1 protein-coding gene is annotated in these 21614 nt (G+C 68.3%); it reads left to right on the plus strand.

The window, feature by feature from the left end; translation table 11 throughout:
* The first annotated feature begins 239 nt into the window (after positions 1 to 239).
* Positions 240 to 21545 carry a non-ribosomal peptide synthetase gene (locus RHCRD62_RS15450; protein ID WP_157050946.1) on the plus strand — a complete coding sequence of 7102 codons (21306 nt, stop codon included), beginning with the start codon at positions 240 to 242 and terminating at the stop codon, positions 21543 to 21545.
* Positions 21546 to 21614: the final 69 nt, after the last annotated feature.

Below are 21614 nucleotides of genomic sequence, written 5' to 3' on the forward strand. Positions count from 1 at the left end.
CCGCCCGGTTTCCGGGCGGGAACGCTGCGTAATAGTCGCAGGCACGGGGGTGTTTCGATCACCGACCCCAATGGGTTTCGATTCGTGAACAGCATCCCGATCAGCGCTGTATTGTCGGCCCGCAACGTCCTTCAGATCCGGTGATACATCCCCTCAGGTGTGGTCGCCGATCTGAAACAGTTCCGCTTCGTCAACGCGCCCCAAGCTCCGCGTCGGAGCGTGTCGTCGAAGGGGTTAGTGTGTCGAATTCATCGGAGTTCCTTGCTGCTCGGGTCCAGGCTCCCACAGCCTCGGGCACCGCGGCCGAGGACTCCACCGCGGCCGTGTCCTCAGCGTCCGAAACGGCGCGCTGTAGCGCCCCGTTCCCGCTCTCGGCGGCGCAGCGCGGCATGTGGTTCGCGCAGCACCTGATCCCGGACGTACCCGTCACGATCGCCCAGTACATCGAGATCGAGGGCGAGTTCGACATCGAGGTGCTCCGGCGGATCGGCTCGGTTGTCGCCCGGGAGTTCGGAACTCCGTTGCTGCGTATCGTCGAGATAGACTCCGAGGCGTTCCAGGTCGTCGACGAGGACCTCGACGACGAGATGCCGTACCGCGACCTGCGCGGCGAGTCGGATCCGCGTGCGGCAGCCATGGCGTGGATGCTGCAGGACTACGCGGCTCCGATGGACCTGCTCACCGACCGGATGATCCGGGGCGCGGTCCTTCACGTCGGCGATGACCACTACTACTGGTACTTCGCCATCCACCACATCGCCCTGGACGGCTTCGGCGCGGTGACCTTCATGTCGCGGATGGCGGAGCTGTACACCGCCGCGGTGCTCGGGACCGAGCCGACGCCGTCGGTGGCGAGTGACCTGATCGCCGTCAACGAGGCCGAGGACAAGTACCGCGAGTCCACCCGGTTCCAGTCGGACCGGGCCTACTGGATGGGTCGGGCGGCCGACCTGCCGTCGCCACTCAGCCTGTCCGCTCACCCCGGTGGACTGGCGGCGACGTCGCACGTGGTGGGCGGCACCCTGCCCGACCGGATCCTCGCCGAACTCGACGAGGCCGTCACCCGTCACCGGTCGGCCGACACCGCGATCACCGTCGCCGCGATGGCGGCTTATCTCTCCCACATGACCGGCGCGTCGGACGTCGTGCTCAGCCTTCCGGTGTCGGCCAGGACCACCGCGGTGCTCCGTCGCTCCGGCGGCATGGTGTCCAACGTCGTCCCGCTCCGGATGTCGATCACGCCCGACACCACGGTCGGTGAACTGATCGCCGAGGCCGGACTGGAGATGACCGGTGCGCTGCGCCACCAGCGGTACCGGCACGAGGACATCCGCCGTGACCTCGCGGAGGGCCGCGGCAACGGAGCCGGCGCGGAGCGTGGATTCTTCGGGCCCGCGATCAACATCATGAATTTCCATTCCGAGATCACTCTCGGAACCGCGACCGGCAAGTTCAACGTGATCGCGACCGGGCCGACCGAGGACCTGTCGATCAACGTCTACCCGAGTGTGGTGGGGCGCAGCACGCGAGTCGACTTCGAGGCCAACCCCAACCGCTACACCGAGCAGGAACTGCGCGACCACCACGACCGCTTCCTGCGACTGCTGGAGCGATTCGTCGTCGCGGCACCCACCGACCGCGTCTTCGATCTCGACATGTTCGGTCCCGCGGAACGGGACTCGCTGGTGCCGTTCACCGGTGACGCGGCACCGGAGCCGCTGCTGCTGCCGGATCTGCTCGCGGCTGGGGTGGCGGTCGACCCGGATGCCGTCGCGCTGGTCCACGGGGACCGGACGACGACGTATCGTGAACTCGACGCCCAATCCAACCGCATTGCGCGACTGTTGCTCTCGCAAGGGATCGGCCCCGGCGACTTCGTCGCGATTGCCCTGCCTCGATCGGTGGAGTCGATCGTCGCGATGTGGGCAATCGCCCGGTCGGGTGCGGGATTCGTCCCCGTCGATCCCAGCTATCCCGTCGAGCGCATCGCGCACATGATCACCGACTCCGGAGTGGCACTGGGATTCACCGATGCCGCGCACCGCGACGCGCTCCCCGGCGGTGTGGAGTGGCTGGTGCTCGGAGAGCCTGGCGTCGACGCGGCGTTCGCCGGGTTGTCCGCGGACGCGGTGACCGATGCCGATCGCCCCGTCCGCCTCGCGGAAACCCATGCGGCGTACATGATCTACACGTCCGGGTCGACCGGAACCCCGAAGGGGGTGGTGGTCACCCACACGGGGCTCTCGGCGTTCACGGCCGCCGCCCGCCACGAACTCGCGGTGACCTCACGGTCTCGGGTGCTGCGCTATTCCTCCCCGAGCTTCGATGCCTCGATGATGGAGATGGCGCAGTCGTTCAGTGCAGGCGCCACCATGGTGATCGCGCCCGCAGACCTGATCGGTGGCACCGACCTGACGACACTGCTCCGTGAGCAGGAGGTCACGCACATCCTCGTCGCGCCCGCCCTCATCGGCACGCTCGATCCGACCGGACTGGATGCGCTCGAGACGGTCGGTGTCGGCGGTGACGTGTGCCCTCCGGAGCTTGTCGAGCGGTTCGGGTCGCGCTACCGGTTCGTCAACAGTTACGGCCCCACCGAGACCACGATCATCATCACTATGACCGACCCGCTGCAGGATCCCCGGGAGGTGACGATCGGCAGGCCGATCCAGGGTTCGACCGCGGTAGTCCTCGACCGGTGGCTGCGCCCCGTGCCCGCGGGCGTGGTCGGAGAGCTGTACCTCGGCGGTATCGGCGTCGCGCGCGGCTACCACCGCCGGACCGGTCTGACCGCAGGCCGATTCGTGGCCGACCCGTTCGGGCCTGCGGGTGGCCGCCTCTACCGGACGGGTGACACCGTTCGCTGGGTTCGGGACGAGCAGGGTCGGTTCGCGCTGGACTACGTGGGACGCAGCGACTTCCAGGTCCAGGTGCGTGGCTTCCGTGTCGAGCTCGGTGAGATCGACGCAGTGCTCTCGGAGCACGAGTCGGTCGACTTCGCGGTGACGGTCGCGCACACCCGCGGGGCCGACAACACCGTTCTTGTCTCCTACGTGCGAACCAAGGCAGGCGAGGTGTTCGATGCCGATGCCCTGGCCACGTTCGTCGGCCGGTTCCTACCGGGCCACATGGTGCCCGCGTCGGTGGTGGAGCTCGACGAGGTCCCGTTGACGCCGGCGGGCAAGGTCGACCGGACCGCGCTGCGCGACCCCGGAGTGCGCACCGCTGTGTTCCGGGCTCCCTCGACCCCGACCGAGGTGGCCATCGCGACCGCGGTCGCCGAGGTGCTCGGCATGGAGAAGGTAGGCGTCGACGACTCGTTCTTCGCGCTCGGCGGTGACAGCATCATCGCGATCCAGCTGGTGTCGCGGGCCAAGGCGGAGGGTATTCGGTTCACTCCGCGTGACGTGTTCGAACGCAAGACCGTGGCCGGTCTGGCCGAGGTTGCGACCACGGAGGTGGAAGCCCCCCGGCTCGTCGAGCTGCCTGGTGGCGGCGTCGGCGACATGCCGCTGATTCCGCTGGCCGCCGAGGTTCTCGAACGCGGCGGCAACATCGACCGCTTCTACCAGGCGCTCGTCCTGACCGCACCCGGCGGACTCGACGACGAAATTCTCGCCCGTACGGTGTCGGCCGTCGTCGACCACCATGACGCATTGCGTTCGATGCTCGATCGGGAGGCCGATCGTCTCGTCATCCGCCCGGCGGGATCCGTTGCGCCGCAGGACATCATCACTCGGGTACGGGTGCCGTCGGGACACGGCAGCGACGGTGTCGATGCCGCGATCGCCGCCGGGTGCGACGCCGCAGTGGGTCGCCTCGACGCAACCGCAGGCGTCATGCTGCAGGTGGTTTGGGTGGACACCGAGGATGCCCCTGGGAGGCTGATCGTCGTCGCGCACCACCTTGTCGTCGACGGTGTGTCCTGGCGAATCCTCGTTCCCGACTTCGCATCCGCGTGGGCGCAGATCGTTGCGGGCTCCGAGCCGGTACTCGACGCGGTCGGTACCTCGGCGCGTCGCTGGGCGCATGGATTGGTCGAAACCGCCAATGCAGCAACCACTCTCGACGAGTTGGGCGCGTGGCGCTCGATACTCGACGGGCCGGACCCGCTGATCGGTTCCCGTGCGCTCGACTCCGCGGTGGACACCGGCGCCACCTCGTTGCGTGTGAGCGTTGACGTCCCCGCGGATGCCACCGAGACGCTGCTGACAACGCTGCCCGCCACCTACCGCGGTGGTGTTGCCGACGGTCTGCTCACCGCGCTCGCCCTCGCTGTCGCCGCGTGGCGCGAACGCCGCGGCGTGCACGAGCGGTCCGTCCTGCTCACTCTCGAGGGCCACGGCCGCGACGAAGAACTGGTCCCCGGTGCAGACCTCTCGCGGACGGTCGGCTGGTTCACCTCCGCCCATCCCGCTCGACTCGACATCGCAGGTGTCGACCTCGACGACGCCTTCGCCGGTGGACCCGCCGCGGTCACGGCGATCAAGGCGGTCAAGGAACAGCTTCGGGCGCTCCCGGGGAACGGCACCGGCTACGGTCTGCTGCGTCACCTGCGTCAGGACACCGTCGCCGAACTGGCAGGCGCACAACCGCAGATCTGCTTCAACTACCTCGGCCGGATGTCCACCAGTGACGCGGGTGATCTGCCCTGGGTGCCTGACAGCGGTGCTCTGGACCTCAACGCGGGCAGCGGCGCAGGTATGCCGTCGCGTGCCGCCATCGACATCAACGCGATGGTCGAACCCGCCGACCGGAACGCGGGCACGGGGTCCGGTAGCCGGCTGTCGGCCACCTTCGACTTCCCTTCCGGGGTGCTGACCGAGGACGAGGTCGCCGGGTTGGCGGACCTGTGGAGAAGCGCGCTCATCGCACTCGCCGCGCACGTGAGCCGACCCGGAGCGGGGGGATTGACGCCCTCCGACGTCCCGTTGGTGACCGTTGACCAGGCCCGTATCGAGGCGTGGGAGCGCACGCACCCGGGCGTGCGGGACATCTGGTCCCTCTCGCCGCTGCAGTCCGGCCTGTTGTTCCACGCCGGGGTGACGTCGACCTCACTGGACGTGTACACCGCGCAGGTCATGCTGCACCTGGGCGGTGTGATCGACGGTGCCCGGATGCACCGGGCCGCGCAGCGCCTCCTCGAACGACACGAGAACCTGCGGTCCGCGTTCGTGTACGACGACGACGGCGTGCCTGCCCAGCTCGTGATGAGTGGTCTGACCGCTCCGTGGCGCGAGGTGCGAGTATCCGACGACGTCGAATTCGACCAGCTCGCATACGTCGAGCGGACGACGCCGTTCGACATGAGTGCGCCTCCGCTGATGCGCTGGCTGCTGGCCCGCAGGCCGGACGGAACCGCGACGATGGTGATCACGAACCATCACATCCTGCTCGACGGTTGGTCGATGCCGCTGTTCGTCAAGGATCTGCTGCTGCTGTACGCAACGGACGCTCCGATCGCGGTGCCCGCCCGTGGTTACCGTGGATACCTGACCTGGCTGTCCGAGCAGGACCGGGCGGGTGCGTTCGGCGCGTGGACGCATGCCTTCGAGGGCCTGGACGAGCCGACGCTCGTCGCGCCCGAGCACGCGGGCCGCACCCTGTCCTCGATGCCCGCCGAGGTGGTCGCCCCGATCACGCCGCAACTGGCGGACGGGATCGCCGATGTCGCCCGACAGCACGGCGTGACGGTCAACACAGTCATCCAGGCAGCCTGGGGAATCATGCTGTCCGGCCTGCTTTCTCGTGACGATGTGGTGTTCGGTGCCACCGTCTCCGGGCGGCCTGCCGAGCTGGCCGGGGTGGAGGAGATGCTCGGGCTGTTCATCAACACGCTCCCGGTCCGGGTGCACCTGGACCCGTCCGAGAGTGCGGGCACGCTGCTCAGCCGCTTGCAGGGCGAGCAAGTGGGCCTGCTCGACCACCATCACATCGGGCTCGGCGAACTGCAGGCGACACTAGGCGCGGGCGCCGTGTTCGACACCCTGACCGTGTTCGAGTCGTATCCGGTCGACCGTGGCGGTCTCGATGAGAACACCGACATCGTCGGTATGCGGGTGCGTGACATCGACGTCGTGGACGCCACGCACTATCCGCTGAGCCTGATCACGCTGCTCGAACCGGAGCTGACGGTCACGGTGAAGTACTCGTCCGAGGTCTTCGACGCCGACGGCGCCGACGTGCTGGCGCAGCGTCTGACCCGTGTGCTGACGTCCCTGGTGGCCAACCCCGCGATTCCGGTCGGTGACATCGACCTGTTCGGTGCGGGCGAGCGTGATCGGGTTCTCGATTGGTCGCGTGGTGCTCGTGTGCCGGGGTCGGGGGTGTCGTTGCTTGGGCGGTTCGCCGCCCGGGTCGAGGTGGCTCCGGACGCACCGGCGGTGGTGTGTGGTGGCGAGTCGGTCTCGTACGCGGAGCTCGATCGGCGTTCGACGGAGCTGGCCGGCGAGTTGATCGGTCGTGGTGTTGGTGTTGACGATGTCGTCGGGGTGATGGTGCCGCGGTCGGTGTCGTGGATCGTGGCGATGGTCGCGGTGTGGAAGGCGGGGGCGGCGTATGCGCCGATCGATCCGTCGCATCCTGTCGATCGGGTCGAGTCGATTCTGATCGACACCGCGGCGCGGTGCGTGATCGGCGATGTCGATCGTGAGCTGACGGTTCCTGTCATCGCGCCCGACGCGGTGACCGGACCTGTGACGGCGGGCTGGGTGGACCGGTGGCGTGAGGAGCTGGCGGGTCGTCGTCTGGGTTACGTCATCTCGACGTCGGGTTCGACGGGTAAGCCGAAGCCGACGCTGGTTCCGATGGCGGGTATCGAGAACACGGTGGCGTGGTACGAAAGTGAGCTGCCCGCCGAGGGTGGCCTGCTGATCGCGTCGTCGCCGAGTTTCGACCTCACCCAGAAGAACGTGTGGGCGGCCCTGGTGGGTGGCCGGACGGCGTATCTCGCAGCGGAGAGTTTCGATCCTCGGGAGATCCTGGCGACCGTCGCGGGTGGCGGTGTGCGGGTGGCGAACATGTCGCCGAGTGCCTTCGAGGCGGTCGTCGACGGTGACACCGATGGCGCGCTCGCCGCGCTCGATGTGGTGTTCCTGGGCGGTGAGCCGATCAACGTCGGAAGGCTCGCAGCACTGATGGAATCCGGTGTGCGGGTGGTCAACAGCTATGGTCCGACCGAGGCGTCGGATGTGGTGTCGTTCCAGGCAGCGTCGGTCGCCGATGTGGCTGGCGTGCCCATCGGGCGTCCGGTGCCGAATCTCGACCTGTTCGTTCTCGATCGCCGGTTGAGGGTGGTTCCGGTCGGTGTGGAGGGTGAGCTGTACGTCGGCGGTGTCGGTGTGGGGCGCGGTTACGGTGGCCGATTCGATCTGACGTCGGATCGATTCGTCGCCAGCCCGTTCGGGGAGCCCGGTGATCGGATGTATCGCACCGGCGACCTGGTGCGGTGGAATCGGGAGGGGTCTCTCGAGTACATCGGTCGTACCGACTTCCAGGTGAAGTTGCGGGGGTTGCGGATCGAACTCGGAGAAATCGAGTCGACACTGGTGCGGCATGCCGATGTGGCTCAGGCGGCTGTCGTCGTGCACGGCGGTGCAGGCAGGGAGTACCTCGCCGGATACGTCACTGCGGTCGGTGATGTCGCGCCGGATCCTGCGACTCTCACGGCCTTCGCCGAGGCGCACCTGCCCGCGTACATGGTGCCGTCGGTGTTCACGGTCCTCGACGAGATGCCGCTGAGCGCAAACGGCAAACTGGACCGGCGGGCGCTGCCCGAGCCGGAGCGCGCTGCCACCGAGTACGTCGCCCCCGCGACGGTAGCCGAGACGGCCGTCGCCCGGGTGTTCGCGGAACTGCTCGACGTGCCGCAGGTCGGCGCCACCGCCAACTACTTCGAACTGGGCGGCAACTCGCTGACCGCCACACGCGCGGTCGCGCGGATCAACGCCGAACTCGATGCGGGTATCGGGGTACGCGACCTGTTCGAGGCACCGACAGTCCGTGACCTGGCTGCGGCGGTGTCGGCGTCGACCGGCTCGGTGCCGACGATCCCGGTCGCGGGATCTCGGCCGGACCGGCTGCCGCTCTCGCCTGCACAGTCCCGGATGTGGTTGCTCAACCGGATCGACTCGACTTCGGGCGCCTACAACATCGCGGCGGCCCTGCGGCTGTCCGGTCTGCTCGACCTGGAGGCACTGCACGCCGCGATGACCGACCTCATCGGGCGTCACGAGGTGCTGCGCACCGTCTATCCCGACTCCATCGAGGGGCCGGAACAGCTGATCCTGCCTGTCGGCTACGCGAATCCGGACCTGGCCCCTGTCGACATCGATCCGGCCGACCTGCCTGCCTCGGTCAGCAGGCTCGTCGTCGAGGGATTCGACGTCACCGCCGAGGTGCCGCTGCGCGCGGCGGTACTTCGGATCACGCCGAACGAGCACGTGCTGGTCCTGGTCGTGCACCACATCGCGGCCGACGGCTGGTCTATGCAGCCGCTCGCCCGTGATCTGATGCTCGCCTACACCGCGCGGTGCGGCGGTGGCGCGCCGAACTGGACCCCGCTGGCCGTGCAGTACGCGGACTACGCGCTGTGGAAGCTGGCCGCCCTCGGGGCCGAGGAAGATCCGAATTCGGTGTCCGCCCAGCAGCTTTCGTACTGGAGCCGTGCACTCGCGGGCCTGCCGGACCGGCTGGAACTGCCCACGGACCGGCCGCATCCGGCTCAGCCGACCCATCGCGGTGGGACAGTCAAGGCAACAGTCGGTGACGCAACCTTCGCGGCGTTGCGCGAACTCGCCCGCGAAACCCGGTCGACACCGTTCATGGTGCTGCACGCCGCGCTCTCGGTGTTGCTGGCGCGGCTGAGTGCGAGTACCGACATCGCGATCGGGACGCCGGTCGGAGGCCGCGGCGCCGCAACCCTCGACGACGTCGTCGGTATGTTCGTCAACACCCTCGTGCTTCGCAGCCAGGTCGAGCCGGGCATGTCGTTCCGGCAGGTGCTCGAGGCGACCCGGACGGTGGACCTCGACGCGTTCGCGAACGCAGACGTGCCGTTCGAGCGCATCGTCGACAGCATCCCGGGGGTCCGTTCGGCGACCCACCACCCGCTGTTCCAGGTGATGCTCGCCGTCGAGGACGGTCCCGCACCCGAGGTCCAGCTGCCGGATCTCACGGTGTCGCTGGAACCGATGGACTTCGAGGTCGCGAAGTTCGACCTTGCCGTGTCCGTCACTCCCGGCGACAGCGGCGCTGCGATGACCTGGTCCTATGCCCGTGACCTGTTCGACGGCGAATCGGCCCAGGCGATCGCGGATCGGTTCATCCGGCTGCTCGACGCCGTGCTCGTCGACCCGTCCGCGCCGGTCGGTGACGTCGATCTGCTCGCCGCGGGCGAACTGGACGCGGTCGCGGTGTACTCGGGTGGCCCGGCGCTGCCCGCCGCCACCCTCGCCGACCTGCTCGCTGACGGTGTGCGGGCCGGTGGCGACGCCATCGCCGTGGAGTTCGACGGCGGCGAGCTCACCTATGCCGAGCTCGATGCCCGGTCGAACCGCCTGGCGCGCTTGCTGATCGGACGCGGCGTCGGACCCGAGTCGAGCGTCGCGCTGTCGTTCCCGCGCACCGTCGACGCGGTCGTCGCGATGTGGGCGGTCACCCGGTCCGGGGCTGCGTTCGTGCCCGTCGACCCGGGCTACCCGGTCGAGCGGATCGAGCACATGATCTCGGACTCGGGAGTGGCGTTCGGGCTGACCGACCGCGCCAATGTCGATCGACTTCCGGCAGGCGTCGAGTGGCTCGCCATCGACGGCGAAGAGGTCACCGCCGATGTCGTCGCGCTGTCCGCGACGCCGATCACCGATGCCGAGCGCGCGACGCCGCTGTACCCGGCGCACGTCGCGTACATGATCTACACGTCCGGTTCGACCGGCCTGCCGAAGGGCGTCGTCGTCACCCATTCCGGTCTGTCCGCGTTCACCGCGGCCGCCCGATGGGAAGTCGCCGTCGGACCGCGGTCGCGGGTCCTGAGATTGGCCTCGTCCAGCTTCGACGCCTCGGTGTTCGAGCAGATCACGGCGTTCAGCGCAGGCGCGACCCTCGTCGTCGCCCCTCCGGAGGTCGTCGCCGGTGAGGAACTGGCTGCCTTCGTCGCGGACAGGTCGGTGACCCACGTGTTCAGCGCCCCTGCCGCGCTCGGCACCGTCGACCCGGCCCGGTGGCCGGACGTCGAGGTGGTCGGTGTCGGTGGCGAGGCGTGCCCGCCTGATCTCGTCGAGAGGTTCGCGCCGGGCCGCCGGTTCGTCAACGGCTACGGCCCGACCGAGACCACCATCGTCGTCACGTTCACCGACCACATCGCCGATCCCGGCGACATCACCATCGGTGCACCCATCGACGGCGTGGAGTCGATGGTGCTCGACACCCGGCTGCGGCCCGTGCCGCTCGGGGTGACCGGTGAGCTGTACCTCGCCGGTCCCGGCCTCGCCCGGGGCTACCGCGATCGGCCGGCTCAGACCTCGGATCGCTTCGTGGCCAACCCCTTCGGCGCGTCGGGCGACCGGATGTACCGCACCGGCGACCTCGTTCGCCGAGACCGTACCGGCCGATACGACTACCTCGGTCGCGCCGACGCGCAGGTCAAGGTGCGTGGTCTCCGTGTCGAACTCGGCGAGATCGAGGCGGCACTGTCACGGCACGAGGGTGTCGCGGTCGCGGCCGCGGCCGTGCACCGCGACGGCGTTCGTGGCGATCAGATCGTCGGCTACGTCGTTCCGGTTGCGGGTGTCACCGTCGACGTGGCGGAGGTGCTCGCGACTGCCGCACAGCATCTGCCGCGCGCCCTGGTCCCTGCCACAGCGATGGTGTTGGATGCCATCCCTACCACGCCGGCAGGCAAGGTGGACCGCGCTGCGCTTCCCGAGCCCGTGTACGCCCCGCGTGAGTACGTCGCGCCTCGCACCGTTACGGAGACCCTGCTCGCGGACATCTACGCGGAAGTGCTCGGAATCGAGCGGGTCGGTGCCACCGACGACTTCTTCGACGTCGGCGGCAACTCGCTCACCGCCACCCGCGTCATCGCGCATGTCAATGCCTCCTTCGGCACAGCGATTCCGGTGCGGGCGGTGTTCGACGCGCCGACCGTTGCGGCCTTGGCCGAGGTGGTCGAATCGTCGGGCGAGACGGACCGGCCCGCTCTCCTGCAGGGGCCGCGGCCGGAGCGGATTCCGCTCTCTCCTGCCCAAGCCCGAATGTGGATCATCAACCGTTACGACCCGGAGTCGGTGGCGTACAACATCCCGCTGGTGCTGCGGCTGTCCGGCGACCTGGACGTCGCCGCGCTGCAGGCCGCGGTCTCCGACCTCGTGGAGCGGCACGAGGTGCTGCGCACCATCTACCCGGACTCGGAGTCAGGACCCTACCAGCTGATCCTGCCCGTGTCGGAGGGCGCGCAACTCCCGGACCCGATCGTCGTCGCCGACGAGAGCGAACTGCGTGCGGCCGTGTTCGGTGAACTGTCCCGTGGATTCGACGTGACCACGACGGTTCCGTTGCGCGGCAGCATCTTCCGGGTAGGCGACGACCACGTGTTGGCGCTCGTCGTGCACCACATCAGTGCCGACGGTGCCTCCGTGCCGCCGCTCGCCCGGGACCTCGTTCTCGCCTACACGGCACGGACCGCCGGTGCCGCGCCGGGTTGGGCTCCGCTGCCCGTCCAGTACGCCGACTTCAGCCTGTGGCAGCACAGTGTGCTCGGCGACGACAGCGACCCCGACAGCCGGGCGTCGGCGCAGGCCGAGTACTGGCGTGAACAGTTGCGTGGCGCGCCGGAACTACTCGAACTGCCGACGGACCGGCCGCGCCCGGATGTCGCGTCGATGCGTGGCGACATCGTCGAGGTCGACTGCGACGAGGAGTTGCTCGGCCGCATCGACAGGCTGGCCCGCGAACGCGGTGTCACGCGCTTCATGGTGCTGCACGCGGCGCTGGCGGTGCTGCTCGCTCGACTCGGTGCGACCACCGACATCGTGCTCGGCACCCCGATCGCCGGACGGGTCGAGCGTGATCTCGACGGTCTCGCAGGAATGTTCGTGAACACGCTCGCGTTGCGAACCCAGGTAGATCCGGGAACGGGTTTTGCGGACCTGCTGGCTGCGGTCCGGGAGACGGACCTCGTTGCCTTCGACAACGCCGACCTTCCGTTCGAGCGGTTGATCGACGTGCTCCGTCCCACCCGGTCGCAGGCGTTCACACCGATCGTCCAGGTCGGACTGGCCGTCGAGAACCAGGACGTCAGCAGCGTCGACCTGCCCGGCCTGCACATCGAGATCGTCGACCTCGAGATCGTTCCGGCGAAGAACGACCTGCAGGTCACGGTGTACGAGCGCAGCGGCGAGTCCGGTGCGACCGTCGCGTGGATGTACGCGACCGACCTGTTCGACCGGGCGACCGTCCAGGTGTTCGGCGAACGGTTCCTTCGGGTGCTCGAGGCCGCGGTGGCGAACCCGGTTGTGGTGGTCGGGGACATCGACCTACTCGACGCAGCCGAGCGAGTCGCACTGTCGGAAGGCCCCGTTCCCGCGTTGCCCGCCGCACTGCTGCCGGACCTGCTGACGGCAGCCGCCGGGACCTCGGCCGACAAAGCCGCGGTGGTGTTCGACGGCGGTGAGCTGACGTACCGGGAGTTGGACGAGCGCTCGAACCGGTTGGCGCGGATGCTGATCGGGCTCGGTGCCGGTCCGGAGCGTGCGGTGGCAGTGTCGCTGCCGCGGTCGATGGAGTCGATCGTCGCCCTGTGGGCGGTGGCGAAGTCGGGTGCGATCTTCGTGCCCGTCGACTCGACGTATCCAGCGGATCGGATCGAACACATGCTGTCGGATTCCGGTGTCGCGCTGGGTATCACGGACGAGGAGCATCGCGACGAGTTGCCGGCCCAGGTACGGTGGCTTGCTCTGAACGATGCCGAGCTGGATTCGGCCTGTGCCGCGATGTCCGCGGAGACCGTGACCGATGCCGACCGGACCGCTCCGCTCCGGTCGGACCATGCGGCGTACATCATCTACACGTCCGGATCCACGGGCCTCCCGAAGGGCGTCGTCGTCACCCACTCCGGGCTGGCGATGTTCGGTCACGATGCCCGCCCGGAGATGGTGGCGTCGTCGACCTCGCGGGTGCTGCGGTTGTCGTCGTCGAGCTTCGACGCGTCGCTGTTCGAGCAGATCCTGTCGTTCAACGCGGGCGCGACGATGGTCGTGGCACCGCCGACGGTGATCGGCGGTGACGAACTGACCGAGCTCCTGCGGAGGGAGAAGGTCACCCACGTGATGGCGGCGCCTGCCGCACTGGGCACGGTGGACTCGGCCCAGTTGCCCGACCTGGAGTTCGTGGGTGTCGGCGGCGACGTCTGCCCTCCGCAACTGGTCGACCAGTTCGCGCCCGGTCGCCGATTCCTCAACGGATACGGACCGACCGAGACGACCATCGTCGTCACGCTCACCGAGCACCTGGCCCGCCGCGAGGACATCACCATCGGTGCGCCCATCCAGGGTGTGCAGGCGATGGTCCTCGACACCCGGCTGCGGCCGGTGCCGCTCGGTGTGGTGGGTGAGCTGTATCTGGCGGGGCCCGGCCTCGCCCGCGGCTACCACCGCCGCACCGCATTCACCGCGGAACGGTTCGTCGCGAACCCGTACGGTGACGGCGGTTCCCGGATGTACCGCTCCGGCGACCTGGTTCGCCGCGACGCGCTCGGGCGTTTGGACTACGTGGGCCGCGCGGACGCGCAGGTCAAGATCCGTGGCCTGCGTGTCGAACTCGGTGAGGTCGAGGCCGCGCTGACCCAGCACGACGCGGTGGCGGACGCGGTGGCGTCGGTGCATCGTCACCCGACGGCGGGTGACCAGCTCGTCGGCTACGTCGTGCCTGTCGCAGGTGTGGTGATCGACGCGGCGGACGTCCTCGCGGTCGCGGGGCAGCACCTGCCTCGCAACCTCGTGCCTGCGGCGCTCGTGGTGCTCACCGACATTCCCACCACGCCTGCGGGCAAGGTGGACCGACGGAGCCTTCCGGTCCCCGAGTTCAGCTCCCTCGCAGCGGAATACCGCGAGCCGGTGACCGAATCCGAGCGACTCGTGGCGACCGTGTACGCCGAGGTGCTCGGGGTGGATCGGGTCGGTGCCGACGACGACTTCTTCGGACTCGGCGGCAACTCGCTGGTCGCGACGCGCGTCATCGCACGGATCAACGCCGCTGCGGGGACGTCGCTCGGTGTACGGGCACTGTTCGATGCGCCGATCGTGAATGCGCTCGCCGTGGCTCTCGCCGCGCAGGGGCGGTCGGCGGGGCGCACTCCGCTGGTCGCCCGGGCTCGCCCGGAACGAATCCCGCTGTCGATGGCCCAGTCGCGGATGTGGTTCCTCAACCAGTTCGACACCTCGGCCGCGACGAACAACCTGCCGTTGGCGGTCCGGCTCACCGGTGCACTGGATCACGGAGCACTGCGTGCCTCGATCGTCGATGTACTCGATCGTCACGAGTCGTTGCGAACCTGGTACCCCCAGACCGACGGCACGGCATACCAGGTGATCGTTCCCGCCGCGGACGTTCCCTTCGACCTGACCGCGGTGCCGGTGACCGAGGACGCGATGATGACGGGCCTGTTCGGCGTCGTCGCACAGGGATTCGACGTCTCTGCCGCGGTCCCGTTCCGGACCGCGCTCTTCGAGGTCGGCCCCGACGAGCATGTGCTGGTCGTCGTGGTGCACCACATCTCGGCCGACGGCTTCTCGCTCGCACCGATGGCGCGCGACGTGATGATCGCCTACCTGGCGCGCACGGCGGGCACGCCGCCGTTCTGGGAGCCGCTTCCGGTACAGTACGCGGACTTCACGCTCTGGCAGCGTGAGTTGTTCGGGGAGGAAAGCGATCCCGACTCCGAGATCGCACGTCAGGCCGCATACTGGCGAACTGTCCTCGCCGACCTGCCCGACCAGTTGGCACTGCCGACCGATCGGCCGCGTCCTCCGGTCCAGTCGCACCGGGGTGCTGAGGTGGCCTTCACGGTCGGCGCCGACACCCACCGCCGCCTGCAGAGGATTGCCGCCGAGAACGGCACCAGCCTGTTCATGGTGGTGCACGCCGCGTACGCGAGTCTGCTGTCGCGTCTCGCCGACACGGACGACATCACGATCGGTACACCCATCGCCGGTCGTGGTGAACAGGCGCTCGACGACGTCGTCGGCATGTTCGTCAACATGCTGGCGTTGCGGACCCGGGTCGACGGAAGTGTCACCTTCACCGAGCTGCTGCGCCAGACTCGGGAAGTCGACCTCGGCGCATTCGCCCATGCCGACATGCCGTTCGACCGGCTCGTGGAGATCCTGAACCCCGCCCGGTCGACCGCGCGGCACCCGCTGTTCCAGACCGCGCTGTCGTTCCAGAACCTGGAGCAGACGACACTCGCACTACCCGGCCTCGAGGTCGCGCCTGTCGAGTACGACCTGCGGGTCGCGAAGTTCGATTTGCACCTGACCTTCGTGCCAACCTCCGGTGGCGAGGAAGGCGACCTCCCGGCGACGTTCACCTACGCGGCCGACCTGTTCGACGAGACGACAGTCCGCGCGTTCACGGACCGGTTCCTGCGGGTGCTCGAAGCAGTCGCCGCCGACCCGGGGGCCACGGTCGGGGACATCGCCCTGATGTCCTCCGACGAGGAGACCCTCGTCCTTGATCGCTGGAACGACACCGATGTCGAGGTGCGTGACACCACGCTGGTCGCACTGTTCGACGAGCAGGTGGCGCGGACCCCGGACGAGGCGGCACTGGTCGGTGGTGACGAACGGATCACCTACCGCGAGTTCGACGCTCGGGTGAACCGCTTGTCGCGGTATCTCGTCGGTTCGGGCGTGGGTCCGGAATCCCGGGTGGCCCTGTCGATCCGGCGTTCGATCGACCTCGTGGTCGCGATGTACGCGGTGGTCAAGGCCGGTGGTGCGTACGTGCCGCTCGACCCCGACCATCCGGCGGAACGGATCGCCTACATCCTGGAGTCGGCGGCACCGGTGGCAGTGTTGACGCTGTCCGGTGAGGCGACGGACGTCCCCGAGGGCTGCGTTCGCGTCGAACTCGACCGTCTCGATCTCGCCGCGTACGACGACACCCCGATCGCCGACGTCGAGCGCCGGGCGCCGCTGCGTCCCGACAACGCCGCGTACGTCATCTACACCTCCGGTTCCACGGGGCGGCCGAAGGGCGTCGCGGTCTCGCACGCTGCGATCGTCAATCAGCTTCTGTGGAAACAGGATCGGTACACGATCGGCACCGCCGACGCCGTCCTGGTCAAGACGGCAGCCACCTTCGACCTGTCGGTCTGGGAGTATTGGTGGGCGCTGCAGACCGGCGCCCGGATGGTCCTCGCCGACGCCGGTCGGCAGACCGACCGCGAGCATCTGCTCGACCTGATCTCCACCGAGCGGATCACCACCCTGCACTCGGTGCCGTCGATGCTGGCGCTGCTGGTGTCCGACTCGAAGCGGTTGCCGGAGTCGTTGCGCCAGATCCTGTGCATCGGTGAGGCGCTGCCCGCCGATGTCGCTCGGCAGGTCAGAGACCTCAGCGTGGCCGACGTTCACAACCTTTACGGCCCCACGGAGGCCGCGGTCAGCGTCACCGCCCATCGCACGACAGACATCGACGCGGTGACGGTGCCGATCGGTGCCCCGGCCTGGAACACCCAGGCCTACGTGCTGGATTCGCGACTGAATCCCGTTCCGCTCGGAGTCGCGGGTGAGCTCTATCTCGCGGGTGTGCAGTTGGCTCGCGGGTACGCCGGCCGACCCGACCTGACCGCGGACCGCTTCGTGGCCAATCCGTTCGGTGTGGCCGGAAGCAGGATGTACCGGACCGGTGACGTCGTGCGGTGGTTGCCATCGGCGGGCGACACCGCCGGTGCACTGGACTACCTCGACCGTGCGGACTTCCAGGTCAAGATTCGCGGTTTCCGGATCGAACTCGGGGAGATCGAGACGGCGCTGCGTGTGCAGCCGTCTGTCAAGGACGTAGCGGTGGTGGTGCACACGAACCCGGTCGGCGACCAGCTGATCGGGTACGTCACTCCGGCGGCCGACGCCGTCGTGGACACCGACGGGCTTGTGGTGGCGTTGCGGTCGAGCCTGCCGAGCTACATGGTGCCCGCGGCATTCGTCGTCCTCGACGCCTTGCCGCTCAACATCAACGGCAAACTCGACCGCAAGGCGCTGCCGGTGCCCGACACCTTCGGGGTCGCAGTCGAGTACGTCCCGCCGCGGAACGAGACCGAGGCCGCGATCGCGACGGTGTACGGCGAGCTTCTCGGGGCGGACCTGGTCGGCGTTCACGACGACTTCTTCGCGCTCGGCGGCAACTCGCTCGTCGCGACGCGTCTGGTGTCGCGGGTGAACCAGGAACTCGGAGTCACCCTGGGTGTGCGGGAACTGTTCGAGGCGCCGACAGTTGCCGGCCTGGCCGGACGGGCTGCGCTGGCACCCCGCGCGGCGGACATGCCCGATCTCGTCGCGGGGGAGCGCCCGGAGCGGATCCCGCTGTCGCCCGCACAGTCCCGGATGTGGTTCCTGAACCGCTTCGATTCGAAGTCGGCCGCATACAACATTCCGCTTGCGTTGCGGTTGTCTGGAGCGCTGGATGTTGCGGCCCTCGAACGAGCGCTGTACGACGTACTCGAGCGGCACGAGGTGCTGCGCACGGTCTACCCGGACAGCGACGGCGGCCCGGTGCAGGTGGTGCTGCCGGTGGACCAGGTCGAGTTCGACCTGACTCCGATGGACGCCACCGAGGCAGAGGTGCCTGCGCTGCTGTACCGGGTGCTCGGCACCGGATTCGACGTTGCATCAGCAATCCCCATGCGAGGCAAAATCATTCGTATCGCTCCTTCGGAGTATGTGCTCGCGGTGGCGGTACATCACATCAGTGGTGACGGCTTCTCGATGGGGCCGCTGGCGCGGGACCTGATGACCGCCTACGCGGCCAGGTGCTCCGGGCAGGCGCCGGGGTGGGCGCCGCTGCCGGTGCAGTACGCGGACTACGCGATCTGGCACCGGGCGGCCCTGGGATCGGAGGACGATCCGGAGTCGCTGGTGTCGAAGCAGATCTCGTTCTGGCGTGGTGCACTCGCCGGTCAGCCGGACCTGCTGGAGTTGCCGACGGATCGGCCACGTCCTGTGGTCACCTCCTACGAGGGCGGCACCGTCGAGTTCGAGATCGACGCCGATACACATCGTGCGCTGGCCGCGGTGGCGGCGTCTGCACAATCGTCGCTGTTCATGGTGGTGCACGCGGCGTTCGCGGCATTCCTGGCGCGGATGTCGGGTACCGCGGACGTCTCGGTGGGTACGCCGATCGCGGGTCGCGGGCGGGTGGAGCTGGACGACCTGGTGGGTCAGTTCGCCAACACGTTGGTGCTGCGGAGTCGTGTGCGACCGGAGGGGTCCTTCGTGGACCTGTTGACCCACGTGCGGGACCGGGACCTCGCGGCGTTCGCGCACGCGGACGTCCCGTTCGAGAAGATCGTCGAGACACTGAACCCGGTGCGGTCGACGGCGCGTCATCCGCTGTTCCAGATCGGTTTCTCGTTCCAGAACCACGGTGCAGGCAATCTCGAGCTGCCGGGACTGTCGATCAGCACAGTCGATCCCGACTTGAATCTGTCCCAGTTCGATCTGCATCTGGTCGCGCAGGATCGTTACGACGAGGCGGGCGTTCCGCTGGGTGTCACGGCGGGGTTCACCTACGCGTCGGCGCTGTTCGACGAGTCGACGGTGCGCGGCTTCGCGGATCGGTTCACGCAGTTGCTGCGGTACGTCGCGGCCGACCCCGGGGTCATCGTCGGTGACGTCGATCTGCTGGGCTTCGGTGAGCGGGAGCGTGTCCTGTCGGCATGGAACGACACAGCCCATCCCGTGGCCGGGGCGACGCTGGCGGACTTGTTCGCCGCACAGGTGGCACGGACGCCGAACGGCGTTGCGTTGACGTACGGCGACGAGTCGCTGACGTATGCGGAGTTCTCGAGTCGGGTGAACCGGCTCGCGCGGCACCTGATTTCGATGGGAGTGGGTCCGGAGTCGTTGGTGGCGTTGGCGGTTCGTCGATCCATCGACCTGGTTGTCGGTATGTACGCGATCTCGGCGTCCGGCGGAGCGTATGTGCCGGTCGATCCGGATCATCCGGCGGAGCGGATCGGTCACGTGCTCGACTCCGCCGAACCCGTGTGTGTGCTCACCACCGGACACGACCGTTTCGACGCGCAGCCATCGGCGCCGGTCGTCTTGATCGACGAACTGGACCTGTCGGGCTACGAGGACACGCCGCTGTCGGATGCGGATCGCCGTGCGCCGCTACATACGTCGAATACCGCGTACGTGATCTTCACATCGGGTTCGACGGGCAAGCCCAAGGGCGTGTCTGTCAGTCACGCGGCCGTGGTGAACCAGTTGGTGTGGAAGCAGGCGGAGTTCGGTCTGGGCGAGTCGGACTCGGCGCTCTTGAAGACCGCTGCGACGTTCGACCTGTCGGTGTGGGAGTTCTGGTCGGCGTTGACATCGGGTGGTCGTCTGGTGATCGCGGAGCCGGAGGCACATCGTGATCCGGATCGGTTGTTGGCGCTGCTCACGTCGGAGCGGGTAACCACGTTGCACGCGGTGCCGTCGATGTTGTCGATGCTGCTCACCGCCGGTGGGGGGCTGATGCCGGCAACGCTGCGGTGGGTGCTCGCGATCGGTGAGGCACTCCCCGCGGAGACCGCCCGAGAGTTCCGCGCGGGCAGCGATGCCGAATTGGTCAACCTCTACGGCCCCACGGAAGCGGCGGTCAGCGTCACCACGCATCGGACGAGTGATGCGGACGGGGCGACCGTCCCGATCGGTGTCCCGGAGTGGAACACCAGGGTCTACGTGCTCGACGATCGGCTGCGGCCGGTGCCCCAGGGCGTCCGCGGGGAGTTGTACCTGGCGGGAGCACAGTTGGCGCGCGGGTATCACGGTCGGGCGGACCTCACGGCGGACCGATTCCTCGCGAACCCCTTCGGTGTTGCCGGCGAACGGATGTACCGGACGGGCGACGTCGTCGCCTGGCGCGCCGACGGCAGCCTCGAGTACGTGGGCCGGTCGGACTTCCAGGTGAAGGTGCGTGGCTACCGGATCGAACTCGGTGAGATCGAATCGGCGATGCGTCGAGCCGAGGGGATCGACACAGCGGCAGTCGTCGCTGTCGACGACCCGAACCTGGGTGGCCGACTCGTCGGATACGTCGTGCCCGAGCGGGACTGCGTGGTCGACCCGATTGCGCTGAAGAGTTCACTGGGCCGGGATCTGCCGAGTTACATGGTGCCGTCCGCGATCGTCGTCCTCGACACGCTGCCGTTGGGCGTCACCGGAAAACTCGACCGGAAGGCGTTGCCCGCCCCGGCGTTCGAACCGACCGCGTATCGGGAACCCGAATCCGCCTTCGAGCGCGTGGTGGCGGCGGTCTTCGTGGATCTCCTCGGGGTCGAGCGAGTCGGCGCGGACGACAACTTCTTCGACCTGGGAGGAAACTCGCTGATCGCGGCGCGGGCTGCAACACGGATCAGGGAGACCGGCGGAGTCGTGGTTCCGTTGCAGTGGCTGATGATCGACCCGACCCCGGCATCGATCGCGGCACGAATGGAAGCCGGGGCCGAGGAAGCCGACGCGGCGTTGCAGGTTCTGTACCCGATCCGCACCGCGGGAACGGACAACCCCCTGTTCTGCATCCACCCGATCGTCGGACTGTCCTGGTGTTACACGGGTCTGACTCAACATGTCGGCTCATCACGGCCCGTCTACGGTCTCCAGTCCCCGTCGATCGCCGGAGAGGGAGAACTACCCGGTTCCATCGACGAACTCGCCGAGCGGTATCTGACCGAGATCCGAGCGGTGCAGCCCCATGGGCCGTACAACCTCCTGGGATGGTCGCTCGGCGGCGTCGTCGCGCACGCGATGGCGGTCCGGTTGCAGGCCGCAGGTGAGCGGGTCGAGTCCCTGGTGCTGCTCGACAGTGTCGTCGGATCCCTCGAGGGTGAAAACCCCTCGGAGACAACCCTTGCCGATCTTCTCGCCGGGTTGGGCGTCGACGCAGACGCCGCGTCCGGTCTGGGTGGGATCGAGGATCTCCTCGAACTCGACGCGGCCGCGCTGTCGCTGCTGCTGTCCGGCATCGGAGGTCCGCTGTCGATCCTGACCGCGGAGCACATCGAGAGGATGATTGCAGGTGCGATGAACAACTACGAGCTGCTCGAACGGTACCGGCCCGGGTTGTACACGGGTGACCTGTTGTTCTTCACCGCCGCGAGGGACGACTCCACGTCGTCACGCAACGCTGCGACGTGGGAGCCGTTCGTCAGCGGTGCCGTAGAGAACCACGCAGTGGACAGCACGCACTGGCACATGACCGCGCCCGCATCGCTCGAGACCGTCGGCTCGCTGACACGGACGCATCTGGACGCGCGCAGGGAAGTCCCGGAGGACGCCACGGCCTGACGGAGGAGACTCGGCTGGTGGCCGGACGAACGCGTCGATGCGCTCGTCCGGCCCGGGTCGTCGTCCCCG

The sequence above is a fragment of the Rhodococcus sp. RD6.2 genome (assembly GCF_001040705.1).
In the GTDB taxonomy this organism is placed as follows: Bacteria; Actinomycetota; Actinomycetes; order Mycobacteriales; family Mycobacteriaceae; genus Rhodococcus_G.